This is a genomic window from Polaromonas sp. CG_23.6 (assembly GCF_029892315.1).
In the GTDB taxonomy this organism is placed as follows: domain Bacteria; phylum Pseudomonadota; class Gammaproteobacteria; order Burkholderiales; family Burkholderiaceae_C; genus Polaromonas.
The window spans coordinates 652566-668194 of the sequence record NZ_JARXUY010000001.1 but is presented as its reverse complement, the minus strand read 5'-3'; the positions used below and the strand labels follow the sequence as shown (position 1 = coordinate 668194).

11 protein-coding genes are annotated in these 15629 nt (G+C 62.7%); 9 read left to right on the top strand and 2 right to left on the bottom strand.

What is annotated here, in order from left to right; all coding sequences use genetic code 11:
* The first annotated feature begins 21 nt into the window (after positions 1-21).
* Entirely contained in the window at positions 22-825 is an 804-nt protein-coding gene (locus H4V98_RS03205) for a type 1 glutamine amidotransferase (RefSeq protein WP_196864537.1), read from the top strand.
* A 515-nt stretch (positions 826-1340) separates the two neighbouring features.
* On the opposite strand, the gene H4V98_RS03200 is transcribed toward H4V98_RS03205, so the two are convergent.
* Positions 1341-4319: a DNA topoisomerase III gene (locus H4V98_RS03200; protein ID WP_196864538.1), complete on the bottom strand. Its 2979-nt coding sequence runs from the start codon at positions 4317-4319 to the stop codon at positions 1341-1343.
* A 235-nt stretch (positions 4320-4554) separates the two neighbouring features.
* On the opposite strand from H4V98_RS03200, the gene H4V98_RS03195 reads away from it, so the two are divergent.
* The 3 genes from H4V98_RS03195 to H4V98_RS03185 are packed head-to-tail and all read left to right on the top strand — an operon-like array spanning position 4555 to position 6671.
* Positions 4555-5040 carry an SET domain-containing protein-lysine N-methyltransferase gene (locus tag H4V98_RS03195; RefSeq protein ID WP_196864548.1) on the top strand — a complete coding sequence of 162 codons (486 nt, stop codon included), beginning with the start codon at positions 4555-4557 and terminating at the stop codon, positions 5038-5040.
* Between the two features lie 54 nt (positions 5041-5094).
* Positions 5095-5985 carry a biotin--[acetyl-CoA-carboxylase] ligase gene (locus tag H4V98_RS03190; protein WP_196864539.1) on the top strand — a complete coding sequence of 297 codons (891 nt, stop codon included), beginning with the start codon at positions 5095-5097 and terminating at the stop codon, positions 5983-5985.
* A complete protein-coding gene (locus H4V98_RS03185) occupies positions 5979-6671 on the top strand; it encodes an SPOR domain-containing protein (RefSeq protein ID WP_196864540.1) in 693 nt (230 codons plus the stop codon). Before H4V98_RS03190 ends, H4V98_RS03185 begins: the two co-directional genes overlap by 7 nt.
* Before the next feature lie 104 nt (positions 6672-6775).
* Here H4V98_RS03185 and ypfH read toward each other — a convergent pair whose 3' ends face one another.
* A complete protein-coding gene (ypfH, locus tag H4V98_RS03180) occupies positions 6776-7417 on the bottom strand; it encodes an esterase (protein ID WP_196864541.1) in 642 nt (213 codons plus the stop codon).
* Between the two features lie 214 nt (positions 7418-7631).
* Here ypfH and H4V98_RS03175 point away from each other — a divergent pair, with 214 nt between their 5' ends.
* The 5 genes from H4V98_RS03175 (at position 7632) to H4V98_RS03155 (ending at position 15286) form a co-directional block, all read left to right on the top strand.
* Complete coding sequence (locus tag H4V98_RS03175) at positions 7632-8108, top strand: peptidylprolyl isomerase (RefSeq protein WP_196864542.1); 477 nt, start codon at positions 7632-7634, stop codon at positions 8106-8108.
* A 282-nt stretch (positions 8109-8390) separates the two neighbouring features.
* Complete coding sequence (locus tag H4V98_RS03170; protein WP_280757269.1) at positions 8391-8606, top strand: NnrS family protein; 216 nt, start codon at positions 8391-8393, stop codon at positions 8604-8606.
* Positions 8607-8878: 272 nt separating this feature from the next.
* On the top strand, positions 8879-11023 hold the full coding sequence (locus tag H4V98_RS03165) for a PAS domain S-box protein (protein ID WP_280757268.1): 2145 nt from the start codon (positions 8879-8881) through the stop codon (positions 11021-11023).
* Positions 11024-11425: 402 nt separating this feature from the next.
* Entirely contained in the window at positions 11426-13771 is a 2346-nt protein-coding gene (locus tag H4V98_RS03160) for a CHASE3 domain-containing protein (protein WP_196862464.1), read from the top strand.
* Positions 13772-14005: 234 nt separating this feature from the next.
* Positions 14006-15286, top strand: a complete 1281-nt coding sequence (locus H4V98_RS03155; RefSeq protein WP_196862465.1) for an MFS transporter — start codon at positions 14006-14008, stop codon at positions 15284-15286.
* The last annotated feature ends 343 nt before the right edge of the window (positions 15287-15629 follow it).

Below are 15629 nucleotides of genomic sequence, written 5' to 3'. Positions count from 1 at the left end.
CCTCTCAACCAAGAAAAAACCATGCCCGCTTCCAGCCGTTTGAAAATTGGTCTTTCCGCTTGTTTTTCCCATGCCGACCCCGCGCGTTCGCTGTTTACGGGAAAAACGCTGCAGTATGTCGAGCAGTCGATTGCCCACTGGCTCATGTCCTCGGGATCGATGGTCGTGATGGTGCCCTGCCCGACCGGCAGCACGCAGCGCGGCGATGTGACCTATGCGCACTACGCCCAGTGGCTCGACGGCCTGGTGTTGCACGGCGGCGCCGACGTCTGGCCGGGCAGCTATGGTGAAACGCCGCTGGAAGACCGTTGGGCTGGCGACAAGGTGCGTGACGAGTACGACAAGGCGCTGGTCAGCGCTTTTGAAACGCTGGGCAAGCCGGTGTTCGGCGTCTGCCGGGGCCTGCAATTGCTCAACGTGGCGTTTGGCGGAACGCTGTACCAGGACATCACGATGCAGGTGCCGGATTCGTTTGTGCACCGCGACGCCGACACGTATGACCTGAATTTTCACAGCGTGGACATCGTGCCCGGCACGCAGCTGTCACGCCTGTACCCCGGTGTCGAGCGGGTGCGCGTCAACAGCATCCACCACCAGGCCGTCAAGGACCTGTCGCCCGAGTTCGAGGCCGAGGCGTTCAGCGTGACCGACGGCATCGTCGAGGCGATCCGCCGCAAGGACCCGGCCAAAAGCTATATTGCCGCGTTGCAGTGGCATCCCGAATTCCACCAGGCCGGCTCGGACACAATTGATGACGGCGCGGTATTGAAAGACTTTCTTGGCGCCGTGGCCGCCGCCAAGACCGCCCGCGCCGCCGGGTCATGAACCGGCTGGTGGTTCACAACCCCACCACCGGCGTGTTTGCTGCGCCTCCCCTCCCCGCCATTCCCCGCCATTCACTTCCCCTCCCCTGCCTGTCATTGCGGACTTGATCCGCAATCCACAGCGCCCAAACCCTGCTGGTCTGGCAGGCCATATCAAGGTCCGGTTAACCCTGCCAGGATGGATCCCGGGTCAAGCCCGGGATGACAGGCATTGTGATGCCCGCGCGCAACAGAAGCGTCCATGGCTGGATGCTTTGTCATGGCGCCATGGCCTGAACTGCTTGCAACCAACGTACTTGCTGCACTTCTTCTCCATTCCCCTCCCTCCCCTGCCTGTCATTGCGGACTTGATCCGCAATCCACAGCGCCCAAACCCTGCTGGTCTGGCAGGCCATATCAAGGTCCGGTTAACCCTGCCAGGATGGATCCCGGGTCAAGCCCGGGAGGCCAGGCATTGTGATGCGCCGGCTAACAAAGAAGCGAGCGCCAATGCATGGCCGGCAGCCGGCATCCACATCAGCTCAAATGCTTGCCGACAATCCCGGCCAGCTCGAACATCGTCACCTGCGGCTTGCCGAACACGGCCAGCAGCTTGGCGTCGGCGTTGATCGAGCGTTTGTTGGCCGGGTCCTGCAGGTTTTGTTCCTTGATGTAGTCCCAAAGCTTCTTGATGACCTGCGGGCGCGCCACCTGCTCGGTGCCGATCACCGCGGCCAGCGCGTCGCTGGGCTTGAGGCCTGCGCCCGGCGTGGTCTTGCGGGCAACCTTGGGCTTGTCGGTCTTGACGGCAACTTTTTTGGCCGCGACCTTTTTGACGGCGGTTTTTTTCGCCGCCGCCGCGCCTGTCGCCTTGACTGCCACGGTCTTGCCAAACGGCGTTTTCACCGTGCCGCTGCTGGCGCGGGCCGCGGCGCCCGGCTTGGGCGGAAACTTGGACGGCGCAAATTCAAAATTCACCTTGCCGGCTTCCTTGTCCCAGGCCAGGTGCGCCTTGAAGGCGCGGCGCGTGCGCATTGAAACGAACTTGTCGAGCAAATCAGTCTTGCCGGTGGTCAGCAACTTCACCATCTGCTCGCGCTCGATGGGCTGCTGCAGGATCACCTGGCCCGTCTTGAAGTCGCAGGTTGGACTCGGCTGGTTCAGCGTAGGCACCGACTTTTCGCAGACATAGTTCTTGCCCAGTTCGTACACGGCAGCCGCGCACTTGGGGCACGCGCCCAAGGCGGTTTGGTCGCCAAAATCGATGATCTCGCCGCTTTCTTCCTTCTTGTCGTCGCCAAAATCGAATTCGAGCTTGTAGTTCTTGGTTTCCTCGTCGAACTTGATGACCATTTCGGCGGTGAACGGCCAGCCGGCCTTGGAGCGGAACCCTTCCAGCGGGCCAATTTTCTTGTCACGTAAAAACTGCTCGACCTCTGCCAGTTCAAACGTGCGGCCGGCCGGCGTCTTGCCGAAGCTGAAGCCGCAGCCTTCGCCCTGGCCGTCCGCGCCAGTGCAGGCATAGCGGCGGTAGTTTTCCCGGATCAGGCCGGCGCAGTTCGGGCAGCGCGCCTGCAGGGTGGCATAGTCGCCGGGAATGCTGTCGCGGCTGTAGCCCTTGGCCTTGGCGACCAGTCGCTCGGTCATGGTGGCAATCTCGGCCATGAAGGTCTCGCGGCTCAGCTTGCCCTGCTCCATCTGCGCCAGCTTGTATTCCCATTCGCCGGTCAGCGCGGCCTTGGACAACTCCTGCACATCCAGGCCGCGCAGCAAGGTCATCAACTGAAAAGCTTTGGCGGTGGGAATCAGCTCGCGGCCTTCACGCAGCATGTACTTTTCGGCAATCAGGCCTTCAATCGTCGCGGCGCGGGTGGCGGGCGTGCCCAGGCCTTTTTCCTGCATGGCCGCCCGCAGTTCTTCGTCGTCGATGGTCTTGCCCGCGCCTTCCATGGCGCCAAGCAGCGTGGCTTCGCTGTAACGCGCTGGCGGGCGGGTTTTCAGCCCCTTGGCATCGACCGATTCGACACCGACGCGTTCGCCGGGCTTGACCGGCACCAGGCTCTGGCCCTTGTCGCCTTCCTTGGCGTCCGCCACTTCTTCTGCGGCTTCCTTGCCATAAATGGCCAGCCAGCCCGGCTTGACCAGCACCTTGCCCTCGGTCTTGAAGCTGTGGCCGACCGACAGCGAAATACGCGTCGTCACCAGAAATTCGGCACTCGGGAAAAACACCGCCATGAAGCGGCGCACCACCAGGTCATAGAGCTTTTGCTCAGCCTCGGACAGGCCGCTGGGGGCTTGCAGCGTCGGGATGATGGCAAAGTGGTCGCTAACCTTGGCATTGTCAAAAATGCGCTTGGTCGGCTTGACGTAGTTGCCCTGGATGGCCGTGGCGGCATGCTGCGCCAGGTGGCGCATGGGGCTAGCGGCCAGCATTTCAAAGGTCTGCTTGACCACCGGCACATAGTCCTCAGGCAGCGCGCGCGAGTCGGTTCGCGGGTAGGTCAGCGCCTTGTGGCGCTCGTACAGGCTTTGCGCGATTGACAGCGTGGTCTTGGCGGAAAAGCCGAACTTGCCGTTGGCTTCGCGCTGCAAGGAAGTCAAATCGAACAGCAGTCCGGCGGCCTGGGTGGTCGGCCTGGATTCCTCGGTCACGGTGGCGGTCTGGCCCCGCACGGCGTCGGCAATGGCTTTGGCTTCGCGTTCGGTCCAGAGCCGGTCGGCTTTCAGTTCGGCATCAGGCTCGGCGCCTTCGCCGTTGGCGGCATTGGCCGTGGCGCGCTTCCATTTCGGGTCAAACCACTTGCCGGGGTAGTCGCCGGCTTCGGCACCGAAAACGGCATGGATTTCCCAGTAATCGCGACTGACGAACTTGCGGATTTTTTCTTCGCGCTCAACGACCACCGACAGCGTCGGCGTCTGCACCCGGCCGACGGTGGTCAGGAAGAAGCCGCCATCGCGTGAATTGAAGGCCGTCATGGCGCGCGTGCCGTTGATGCCCACCAGCCAGTCGGCCTCGGAGCGGCAGCGCGCCGCGTCGGCCAGCGGCAGCATCTGCGCGTCGCTGCGCAGTGACGCAAAGCCGTCGCGGATGGCGGCGGGCGTCATCGATTGCAGCCACAGCCGCTTGATGGGGTGTTTGCTTTTGGCGTACTGCTGGATCAGCCGGAAGATCAGCTCGCCCTCGCGGCCCGCGTCGCAGGCATTGACCAGCGCGCCCACGTCTTTTCGCTTGGTCAGCTTGACGATGGCGTTGAGCCGCGTCTTGGTCTTGTCCATCGGCTTGAGGTCGAAGTACGGCGGAATCACCGGAAGGTTGGCAAAGCTCCACTTGCCGCGCTTCACGTCGAACTCTTCGGGCGCCTGGATTTCGACCAGATGGCCGACGGCTGACGTGATGACCCAGTCTTCGCTTTCGAAGTACTCGTCGTGCTTGTCGAACTTGCCCGCCGTGGGCGTGAGGGCGCGAACGATGTCTTGCGCAACCGAAGGTTTTTCGGCAATTACCAGTGTTTTCATAAATACTTCTGTTGACTTTTTTCATTGGCAGGGAGTCGTTCCCGGCCTGGCGCCGATGTGGCGCATTTCCTTGCAGGCGCAGGACAAGCGGCTGTCAGTAGGCCCAAGGCCCGTCATTACAATACCGATTTCCCGCGCATGTACGCGCGCCGGTGCGCACGCACACACATGAATTAACCATACCAAAAAAACCGCCGTGCCCAAAAACCAAGCCTCTGCTTACCCTGAAAAAGCGATGGCTGGCAGCCGCCGGCGCCTGCAGACCCGACGTTCGGGCGTGCATGGCAAGGGCGTGTTTGCCGTGCAGGACCTGGCCGAAGGCGAGACGCTGATCGAATACACCGGCGAGGTCATCAGCTGGCCCGAGGCGCTGCGCCGCCACCCGCACGACCCGGCGCAACCGAACCACACGTTTTACTTTCACATCGACGACGGCCGCGTGATTGACGCCAAGGTCGGCGGCAATTCGTCGCGCTGGATCAACCACAGCTGCCAGCCGAACTGCGAGGCAGACGAAACTGGCGGACGGGTGTTCATCAAGGCGCTGCGCAACATCCCGGCTGGCGATGAGCTGTTCTACGACTACGGGCTGGTCATCGATGCCCGGTACACGCCCAAGCTGCTGGCCGATTACCCCTGCTGGTGCGGCGCCGAAAACTGTCGGGGCACACTGCTGGCAGCCAAGGCACGGAAAAAGGTGCCCAAAAGCGCCGCAGGCTGAGTCTGCGCGGCTGGCCAGAACCGTTCTTTCTCCCTTTTTTACTGCCACCCGCCCATGACAACGCCCTTGCATTGCCTCCCGCCGATCCGCTGGCCTGCCGAAGCCATCTGGGAAGCCGTGGCGCCCGAGTTGCCCGGCTTCACGGTCGAGGTGCTGCCCGAGATCGATTCGACCAACAGCGAGCTGATGCGCCGTTTCAAGGGCGCGCCCGGCCGCCCGCCGCAGCCCGAGCCGCTGCTGCTGGTGGCCGAGCAGCAAAGCGCCGGGCGGGGCCGGCTGGGGCGCAGCTGGCAAAGCCGGCGCGGCGACAGCCTGATGTTTTCACTGGGCCTGCCCCTGGCGCCGGCGGACTGGTCGGGCCTGTCGCTGGCGGTCGGCGTCAGCGTCGCTGAAAGCCTCGACCCGCTGGATGCCAGCCAGGCACGCCATGGCGCCCCACCGCGCATCGGCCTGAAATGGCCGAACGACCTGTGGCTGTCCACGCCAGAGGGTGAGCGCAAGCTGGGCGGCATTCTGGTCGAGACCGCCAGCGGGGACGGCCTGCGTTACCTGATCATTGGCGTGGGCATCAACATCCGGCCAGTGCCGCTGGCTGATGTGCCGCCGGCAGGGCCGGCCCCGGTGGCGCCCGGCGGCCTGCTGACGCTTGACTCAAATCTGGACGTGCCCGGCGCGCTGCTGCGCATCGTTCCGGCGCTGGTGCAGGCGGTGCAGGCCTTCGCGCAGTTTGGCTTCGAGCCTTTCCAGGCGCGGTTTGCCGCGCGCGACGTGCTGGCCCATCGCGCCGTGCAGCTGACGGACGGCACGCAGGGCACGGCCTACGGCGTGGCCGACAACGGTGCGCTGCGCGTGCACACCGCTGGCGGCATGGTCGAAGTCAGCAGCGCCGAAGTCAGCGTGCGGCCTGTCGCCTCGCAAGCAGAAAGGGGCGCGCCACCATGCTGAGGGCGCTGGCCCTGGCGCTGCTGCTGGCCAATGCGCTGTATTTCGCCTGGGGCCAGGGCCTGCTGGCGGCCTATGGCCTGGCGCCTGCGCGGCAGTCCGAACCCGAACGGCTGGCGCAGCAGATCCGGCCCGAAGCCATGCAGCTGATCTTGCCCGCCGCGCCGCCGCTGTCACCACTTGCGCCCGGCGCCGCGGTGCGGACCCCGACCCCATCACCCGCCGCGCTTGCAGCCGGCGTGTCCTGCCTGCAGGTGGGCGTGTTCACCGAACAGCAGGCCAGCACGCTTCAGCCGCGCCTGAAGGCTGGCTTGCCCGAAGGCAGCTGGTCGTTTGAAAGCAGCGACGATTCGGTCCGCTGGATCATTTACATGGGCAGGTACATCAGCAAGGCGGCGATCAACCGCAAGCGCCAGATGCTCGACCAGCTGGGACTGCCTTTCGAGCAGCCCCTGAGCCCGATGCTGAACCGCGGATTGTCACTGGGCAGTTTTGCCTCCAGGGCTGAAGCCGAGGCAGCCCTGGCCCGGATGAACGAGCGCGGCCTGCGCAGCGCCAAAGTGGTGCTGGAGCGGCCCGAACTGCCCAGCCTGTGGCTCAGGCTGCCCACGGCCAATGCCGCCCTGCGAAAGAAGCTGGACGCGCTCAAGCCGCAACTGGCGGGCAAGGCGGTCCAGCCGTGCCCCTAGGCCGGCGCAACCATTTGCTATTTTATTCATAGCTGCATACGCCCGTGGGCAATGCGCAAAAGGTGGTTTTTACTTAAAAAATATGCGCAAAGCCGGCTATCGGGCTACAGCGCCTTCCAGAAACGCAGTGGCACGCAGGTTTGCAGCCGCGTGACCGCCTGGTCCATCAGCGCCGGATGGAGTTCATGCCCCAGGCTGCGCGCCACGTCCAGTGTGGCATCAGCGCCCAGCTCCATCAAATGCGCAAAGTCTTGGCGCACGCGTGCCACCGGCACCAGCAGGTCTTGCTGCCCGTGAAGAAAATGCAGCGTGGTGAGCGTTGGTGCCTTCTCCGGCCAGACAGCGTAGCAGCCGGCGAAGGCCAAGACCCGGCCGACCAGGCCATCGTGCGCGTTGCTCAGGGCCAGCGCCAGGCTGGCGCCGTTGCCAAAGCCGAGCAGCGCCGTGTCGGACTGCAGTACGTTAAAACGCTGCTGCTGCGTGCGCAGAAAGTCGGCCAGTGCGGCAACGGACTGCGCCAGTGTTTCGGCGCTGATCGGCACATCGGTCGATGCAAGCGTCAGCCCTTCGGGCATCAGAACCGCCGCCTGGGCAAACGCATCGCCCAGCCGGTTGCCCAGTTCCAGCATGTCCAGCGCCGTGCCGCCGGCATCGTGCAGCAGCACGAACAACGGCCTGGGGCTTTGGGCGCCGGACAGCAGCTCAATGGTTTCAACAGCGCAAAGATTTGTCGGCAGGGTGGTCATGGGGTGGATTCGGAAATAAAAAACCAGTCTGGATTGTCGAAGCCTTGCAAGTTTGGCGCCTCTGCCGCCTTGCCGGTGTAGTCCGGATTCCCGGCTGCATGCGCGCGGCGGCACGGCTTGCCACACGAGCGGTGTTTATCGTTGCTAAGATCATTTTCCCGAAACGGGCTGGCTGCGCAATCGGCACAGCCCCCTTTGCAAAGAACTTTTGTCCATGAAAATTGAAAAAAACACCGCCGTCACCCTGCGCTTCAAAGTGTCTGACGCCCAAGGCAAGCTGATCGAGGAAAACAAGGAGCCGATGGTCTACCTGCACGGCGGCTACGGCAACACCCTGCCGAAGATCGAGGAAGCGCTGGACGGCCAGGAAGCCGGCTACCAGACGACGCTGGCGCTTGCCGCCGAAGACGCCTTTGGCCTGCGCGACGAAGACCTGGTGCGCACCATTCCGCGCAGCCAGTTTCCGCCCGGCGTGAAAGTCGGCGGGCAACTCGAAGGCCAGGGCAGCGACGGCCGCAAGCAGGTCTTCAACGTGGCCAAGATCAAGGGCGACACGGTGATCCTGGACGCCAACCATCCGCTGGCCGGCAAGGCACTGCGCTTCACACTCAAAGTGACCGACGTGCGCCTGGCATCCGACGAGGAAATCGCGCACCAGCATGTCCACGGCGAGCACGGCCACCACCATTGAGCATGTGATTTTTGTTGCCACTGCATGCGGTTCAAGCCCTTCAGAGCGGCGACACCGGCCGGCTGAATGCAGGCATTTTTCCGCGGTCAAAGGATGATTTCGCGTGCCAGCCACGCCAAATCATCCTTTGCCAATCTTTGCCGAACAAATAGATACATCAGTAATGCATCTTTAAACCGGTTTTTGAACTGTCTTTTTTGACCGGGTTTTCATGGCCGTCTGCGCGTCTGCCACCCCTGTCAATGTCCGCAAGCTGGCCGCGCCGCCGCCCGGGTTTGCCTTGTGGCAACTCGGTTTTCGCCCATTTTTTACCTGCTGGCCAGCGTGTTTACCGCCCTGTCCATCGGCCTGTGGGCACTGCAGTTTGCCGGCTGGCAGGGCACGCCTTGCCTGTCAGGGCGGATGTGGCATGCGCACGAGATGCTGTTCGGCTTCATGCTGGCGGTCGTCGTCGGTTTTTTGTTCACCGCCGGGCGTGTGGCTCCCTTGGGTGGATAAGGCCGCATTGGACTTCACCCGGGCGCTGCTGCGCGGGCTGAGCGAATTTCGCCGTGGCGCAACGCCAGGCAAGGCGCGGCACCTGCCTTGATCGCTGGCGCGCTGCCCTTTTCGGGCGGCCTTTAATGGCCGGCCATTGCGCCCCAATTACCCTCTTTCGATTACAACGTTTCATAACACTTGCTTAATTTGCAGCGTGTTACGCTGACGCGGTGGAGCCCTTCTTTTCTCCACGCAGGTTGTCAATGGTGATAACTGGAACGAAAGAATTTATGCCGCGAATCGGTAATCTTCCCAGCGCTCGCGAGCAACAAGGGTCGCTTGAGAGTTTCAACGATGTCCGGCAGCAAGAAACATTGCTTAAGGCCGGCGCACTGCAAGACGCCATTTTCAACAGCGCCAACTTCTCCAGCATTGCCACAGACGAAAAAGGCGTGATCCAGATTTTCAACGTCGGCGCCGAGCGCATGCTTGGCTACGCGGCGGGTGATGTGGTCAACCAGGTCACGCCAGCCGATATTTCGGACTCAAAGGAACTGGTGACCCGTGCCGTCACCTTGAGCGGAGAGTTCGACACCCCGATCACGCCGGGTTTTGAAGCGCTGGTGTTCAAGGCTTCTCGCGGCATCGAAGACATTTACGAGCTGACCTACATCCGCAAAGACGGCAGCCGGTTTCCGGCGGTGGTGTCGGTCACGGCGCTGCGCGACGACCAGGCGCTGATCATCGGCTACCTGCTGATCGGCACCGACAACACGGCGCGCAAGCAGGCCGAAGAAGCACTGCTGGAAGCCGGCGCGCTGCAAAACGCGATTTTCAACAGCGCCAACTTCTCCAGCATCGCCACCGATGAAAAAGGCGTGATCCAGATTTTCAACGTCGGCGCCGAACGCATGCTGGGTTATTCCGCTGGCGAGGTGCTGAACCAGATCACGCCGGCCGACATTTCCGACCCGCAGGAAGTCATCGTTCGTGCTGAAGCACTGAGCGTTGAACTCGGCACGCCGATCACCCCCGGGTTCGAGGCGCTGGTGTTCAAGGCTTCGCGCGGCATCGAGGACATCTACGAGCTGACCTACATCCGCAAGGACGGCAGCCGCTTTCCGGCGATTGTCTCGGTCACGGCGCTGCGCGATGCGCAGGAAGCCATTATTGGCTACCTGCTGATCGGCACCGACAACACGGCGCGCAAGGAAGTCGAGGCGGCGCAGGTGGCGCTCGACCAGCGAACCACCGAACTGCTGCGCACCGAACACGCGCTGCGGCAATCGCAAAAGCTCGAAGCGCTGGGCCAGCTCACCGGCGGCGTGGCGCATGACTTCAACAACCTGCTGGCGGTCATCAGCTCCTCGGTCGAGTTGCTGCGCAGTGACAAGCTGCCGGTGGAGCGGCGTGGCCAGTACCTGGACCGGATTTTCGACACCGTCGGGCGCGCGGCCAAGCTCACCAGCCAGCTGCTGGCCTTTGCCCGGCAACAGCCCTTGAGCCCCGAAGTGTTCAATGTGGACCAGCATGTGCAGGGCGTGATCGATCTGGTGCGCCCGCTGATGGGGGCGCAGGTGCAGATTCACCTGGAGCCGTGTGGCGCAGAAGACAGCTGCTTCGCCGAGGCGGACATCAACCAGTTTGAAACGGCACTGGTGAACCTGGCCCTCAACGCGCGCGACGCCATGAATGGCAACGGCCAGCTCACCATCAAGGTGAAAAAGGTTGACAACGTGCCAGCAGGTTCTGGCCGTGACCTGCGACCCGGCGATTTCGTCGCCATTTCAGTCACCGACACGGGCTGCGGCATTGCAGCCGAAAACCTGGAGGCGATTTTCGAGCCCTTCTACACCACCAAGGAAGTGGGCAAGGGCACCGGCCTGGGCCTGAGCCAGGTGTTTGGCTTTGCCAGGCAGTCGGGTGGCGAGGTCAAGGTCAGGAGCGAGGTGGACAGCGGTTCGGTGTTCACGCTTTTTCTGGCACGCGCCGAGCATGCCGATACCCCTGAAGCCGTGGCCGCCGCTGCTGAAAACAGCATCGAGTCCCGCAGCATCAGCGTGCTGGTGGTCGAGGACAACGAAATACTGGCGCAGATGACCTGCGAGATTCTCAACATCCTGGACTACCAGACGACTTGGGCAGCCAATGCCACGGCCGCGCTGGGTTTGCTGACCGAAGACGCCAGCCGCTTTGACCTGGTGTTTTCCGACGTGATCATGCCGGGCATGAGCGGCATTGAATTTGGCGAGCTGGTGCGCAAGCGCTACCCCGGCCTGCCGGTGGTGCTGGCCAGCGGCTACAACGAGGTCATGGCCGAGCGCGGCAGGCACGGCTTCGAGCTGATTCAAAAACCCTATGTTTCCGACACGCTGGTGCGGGTCTTTCGCAAGACCATGGCCGAGCACATGGCAGCCGGCCGCAAGGCGCCCTGACGCGCAGGCAGCCGGACAGTGTCTTACGCCGTTTTTTATTCCGGCAGCAAAGCAGGCTTACAGAAATTGCAACACCTGGAGCCAGGTAACTTTCTGGCCACATCATGAAAAAGATTTGTCAATCTCCGTCAAGCGGGTTGCACTGCACCAAGGCACGGAATCTTTATGCGAAAAACCACTCAAGCGCGCGTGTCTGTTGCGCAAGCAGCTATTCATTTCGCAGCAAATTAGCGGGCAATCAAGCTTGCCTGAATGTCTTTGGAATATGGCGAAGTTGTGGCCGGGCAACTCGCCGTTGTAGTGGCAAAGGCTGGCAATATAGGGCGCCGGATTCCAACGATCCCATTGCGTTGAAAAAATTTTTCCACCTGATGAACGATCACTTTGTTAACGGAGGCCGGTTTGACCGCTCCTCTTGATTCGCAGGCAGGGGATGCCTTGGGACAGCGCCCGGGCATGGCAAGCGGCCTTGGTGCGGGCGCAGCACAAGACCATAAAAAGCGCCGGCTGGTGGACGCGCTGATCGTGTTCGTCCTGGCCTGTCTGGTCGGCGTCGGCTGGCTTTCTTATCGAAACATGCATGCCATGACCGAGACTGCGCAGTGGGAAGCGCATACGCATGTGGTTATCCAGAAATTAAGCGATCTCATGTCCAGTCTCAAGGATGCGGAAACCGGACAGCGCGGCTTTCTTATCACGGGCAAGGCCGCTTATCTGGAGCCGTACCGCGCGAGTCTCCAGACATCCCCGGCTGTTCTGGCCGACTTGCGTCGCCTGACTTCGGACAATCCCGATCAGCAACGGCGGCTCGCCGCCCTCGCGCCACTGGTCGCGGCCAAGCTGGCGGAACTCAAGGACAGCATTGCGCTGCGTGAAACAAAAGGATTTACGGCCGCCACCGAAGCTGTTTTGATGGCGTCGGGCAAGCGCCTCATGGACCAGATTCGCAGGCTGGTGGTCGAGGCTCAAGCGCAGGAGGCGCAACTTCTGGAAAGCCGGGTTGCCGCAAAACAGGAAAACGCCCGCAGGACGACTCAATCCGTGTTGCTGGGCGGCTCCCTGGGCAGTCTCGCCTTGCTGCTGATGTTTATGGTCCTCCGCTGGGAACTGACCAGCCGCCGCCGTGCTGAAACGGCGCGGCAGACGAGCGAGGAGCGGTATCACCACTTGTTCAATTCGATTGATGAAGGCTTTTGCATCATCGACATGCTGTTCGATGTCCATCGAAAGCCCATTGACTACCGATTTTTAGAAGTCAACCCCGCGTTTGAAAGGCAGACGGGATTGCGCGACGCGGTGGGAAAGCGGGTACGCCAATTTCTTCCGGACCTGGAAGTGCATTGGTTTGAAACTTACGGCAAGGTCGCATTGACGGGCGAGTCGAATCGCTTTTCAAACCAGGCAAAAGGGCTGGACGACCGCTGGTTCGATGTCTATGCCTTTCGGTTTGGCGGACCGGGGAGTTCAAGGGTTGCGGTCCTTTTCAGCGACATCACCGAGCGGCTGCGGGCCCAGGAAGAAGTCCTGCGCCTTAACGCCAGCCTGGAAGAGCGCGTGCAGCAACGCACGGCCGAACTGCTGCGCGCCGAGAGCGCACTGCGCCAGGCGCAAAAGCTCGAAGCGCTGGGGCAGCTCACAGGCGGGGTGGCGCATGACTTCAACAACCTGCTTGCGGTGATCAGCGCCTCGGTCGAGTTGCTGCGCTTGGACAAACTTCCCGGGGCGCGGCGCAGCCACTACCTGGACCAGATTTTCGACACGGTCGGGCGGGCCGTCAAACTCACCAGCCAGTTGCTGTCCTTCGCCCGGCGGCAACCGCTGAATCCCGAGGTTTTCGACGTGGACCAGCAGGTGCAAAGCACGATCAACCTGGTGCGCCCCCTGATGGGCTCGCAGGTGCAGATCGATCTTGAGCCCTGCGGGGAAAATAGTTGTTTCGTCGAAGCGGACATCAGCCAGTTCGAAACCGCGCTGGTCAACCTGGCCGTCAACGCGCGCGACGCCATGAACGCCAAAGGCCAGTTCAGCATCCGGGTGCAGCGGGTCGATAATGTGCCGGCAGGCCCAGGCCGCGACCACCGGTCAGGCGATTTCGTGGCCATTTCGGTGGCCGACACGGGTTGCGGCATCGCGGCGGAAAAGCTCGAAGCGATATTCGAGCCCTTCTACACCACCAAGGAAGTGGGCAAGGGCACCGGCCTGGGGTTGAGCCAGGTATTTGGCTTTACCAAGCAGTCGGGCGGCGAAGTCGACGTGAAAAGCGAGCTGGGCGGCGGTTCGGTTTTCACCCTGTTCCTGGCACGCGCCGAGCGCCCGCGCTCCTCAGAAACGGAGCCGCTTGCCAAGCCGGAGGTCGAGGGACACGGCATGCACGTTCTGGTGGTGGAAGACAACGAAGTGCTGGGGCAAATGACGTGCAGGATTCTGAATACCCTGGCGTACCACACGACCTGGGCGGCCAACGCAGCGGCCGCGCTGGTGCTGCTGACCGAAGACGCCAGCCGCTTTGACCTGGTGTTTTCCGACGTGCTCATGCCGGGCATGAGCGGGATTGAATTTGGCGAGCTGGTGCGCCAGCGCTATCCTGGCCTGCCGGTGGTGCTCACCAGCGGTTACAACGCAGCCATGGCCGAGTACGGCACGAACGGCTTCGAGCTGATTCAAAAACCCTATGTCTCCGACACGCTGGTCCGGGTCTTTCGCAAGACGATGGCCGACCCCATGGCGGCCGGCCACAAGGCGCCCTGACGCGCAGAGCCTGCCGTGTTGCAACGGTGTCGGTGCGCGGGGCAAATGCCTGCCTGAGTCCTCAACGGTTTCCCAATGCTCTTTTTTTAATAGCTGCTTTCGCTCGTCCAGCATGCGCCATTGGCTGTTTTGATGTCGAATCAGCCACGCCGTTGTTCTGCCGCGCGGATCAACCCGGACAGGGGCAACAACGCCGCCCCGCCAGCCGGTGTACCCTCAACGCCCACCAACGCCATGAACCCACTTTCACCGCCCGCCCGCTCAGTTGCCGAACGGCCCGCAGCCCCGCCCCTGCGCTCGCTTTGGGCGGTGCTGTTCGCCCTGACCACTGCTTTTGCGATGAGCCAGGCCTACCGCACCGTCGCCACCCTGATGGCCGCGCCGCTGCAGGCCGAGTTTCACCTGGGCGCGCAGGCGCTGGGCTTGTTTGCCGGCGCTTTTCACTTTGCCTTTGGCGCGATGCAGCTGTTCATGGGCATCGGCATCGACCTGCATGGCGTGCGGCGCACCATGCTGACGGCGTTTCCAGTGGCGATTGCCGGCTCTGCCGTGTCGGCGCTGGCCACGTCGTATCCGATGCTGATTACCGGCCAGGTGCTGATCGGCATGGGCTGCGCGCCGGCTTTCCTAGTGTGCACCGTGTTCATTGCACGGCACCTGCCCGCCGACCGGTTCGCGGCGATTTCCGGGCTCACGCTGGGCCTGGGCGGCATCGGCATGCTGCTGACCGGCACGCCGCTGGCCTGGCTGATCGAGGCAACCTCGTGGCGCATGGGCTTCTGGGTGCTGGGCGCTGTCGCCCTGCTGGCCTGGGGATTGATTTATGTGCTGGTGCACGAACCGGCGCTGCCTGCCGCCACGGCGCAGGCCCGGGGAGCCCAAGGCCGGGAAACGCTGGGCCAGGCCATCGGCAAGTTCGGCGCATTGTTTTTGCTGCCGCACACGCTGGGCATCGTGCTGCTGGCGGCCGTGGGCTATGCGTCCTTCATCTCGCTGCGCGGCCTGTGGCTGGGGCCGATGCTGATGCAGCGCCACGGCTTTTCGCTGGTGCAGGCGGGCAACGTGGCGCTGGCGATGTCACTGACCTCACTGATCGGCGCGCCGCTGTTTGGCCGCTTTGATCCGGGCCCCAGGCACCGGCGCCGCTGGATTGTCGGCTTCACGCTGGTGCTGGCCGGCCTGTTTGCCGCGTTTGCGATGGGCCACAGCACGCTGGTGGATGTGGGCGGCCCCATCGTCATTGGCCTGCTGTCGGGCTACACGGTGCTGCAGTATGCCGACGTGCGCGCCGCCTACCCGCCTGAAATCACCGGCCGTGCCATGGCGGTGTTCACCATGGCGATGTTTCTGGGCGTGGCCGGCATGCAGTGGCTGACCGGCATCGTCGCGTCCGTCGCCCTGGCGCAGGGCATCGAGCCTTTTACCGCCGTGCTGGCGAGCATTGCCGCGCTGCTGGTGGCCGGCGCGCTGGCGTTCACGCTCTTGCCGGGGCCGGTGCACCGCGTCACGGCCTGAACCTTTATGCTACTAGTTTAATAGCTTAATTCACCTACTGATCGTGCGCAAACGGCTTGTTTGATCAAAAAATTCAGGCATTTCAGTATGCCCGCTGTCCCTGGCATCGAGTACGCATGACGCCTTCCCTTCAGGGTTGAAATGGGTCGGCACACAAGGGGCACAGTCGCAAAAATCCCCATCAGGGAGCCCTCGCCCCAACCCGCTGCCGGAGGGAGAGGGAGCCGGAAAGCAGCCTTGCCCAGCTCGGTCGCTGGAAACATTTTTCCCTCTGTCATTGCGGGCTCGACCCGCAATCCATTTGTGCGCAGTCAACCGCTCTGTAAATTCCAGGAGCTGACTG

Excerpts from the sequence above, each read along its gene's own strand:
- H4V98_RS03205 (WP_196864537.1), top strand. The coding sequence starts at position 22 with ATGCCCGCTTCCAGCCGTTTGAAAATTGGTCTTTCCGCTTGTTTTTCC.
- H4V98_RS03200 (WP_196864538.1), bottom strand. The coding sequence starts at position 4,319 with ATGAAAACACTGGTAATTGCCGAAAAACCTTCGGTTGCGCAAGACATC.
- H4V98_RS03195 (WP_196864548.1), top strand. The coding sequence starts at position 4,555 with ATGGCTGGCAGCCGCCGGCGCCTGCAGACCCGACGTTCGGGCGTGCAT.
- H4V98_RS03190 (WP_196864539.1), top strand. The coding sequence starts at position 5,095 with ATGACAACGCCCTTGCATTGCCTCCCGCCGATCCGCTGGCCTGCCGAA.
- H4V98_RS03185 (WP_196864540.1), top strand. The coding sequence starts at position 5,979 with ATGCTGAGGGCGCTGGCCCTGGCGCTGCTGCTGGCCAATGCGCTGTAT.
- ypfH (WP_196864541.1), bottom strand. The coding sequence starts at position 7,417 with ATGACCACCCTGCCGACAAATCTTTGCGCTGTTGAAACCATTGAGCTG.
- H4V98_RS03175 (WP_196864542.1), top strand. The coding sequence starts at position 7,632 with ATGAAAATTGAAAAAAACACCGCCGTCACCCTGCGCTTCAAAGTGTCT.
- H4V98_RS03165 (WP_280757268.1), top strand. The coding sequence starts at position 8,879 with ATGCCGCGAATCGGTAATCTTCCCAGCGCTCGCGAGCAACAAGGGTCG.
- H4V98_RS03155 (WP_196862465.1), top strand. The coding sequence starts at position 14,006 with ATGAACCCACTTTCACCGCCCGCCCGCTCAGTTGCCGAACGGCCCGCA.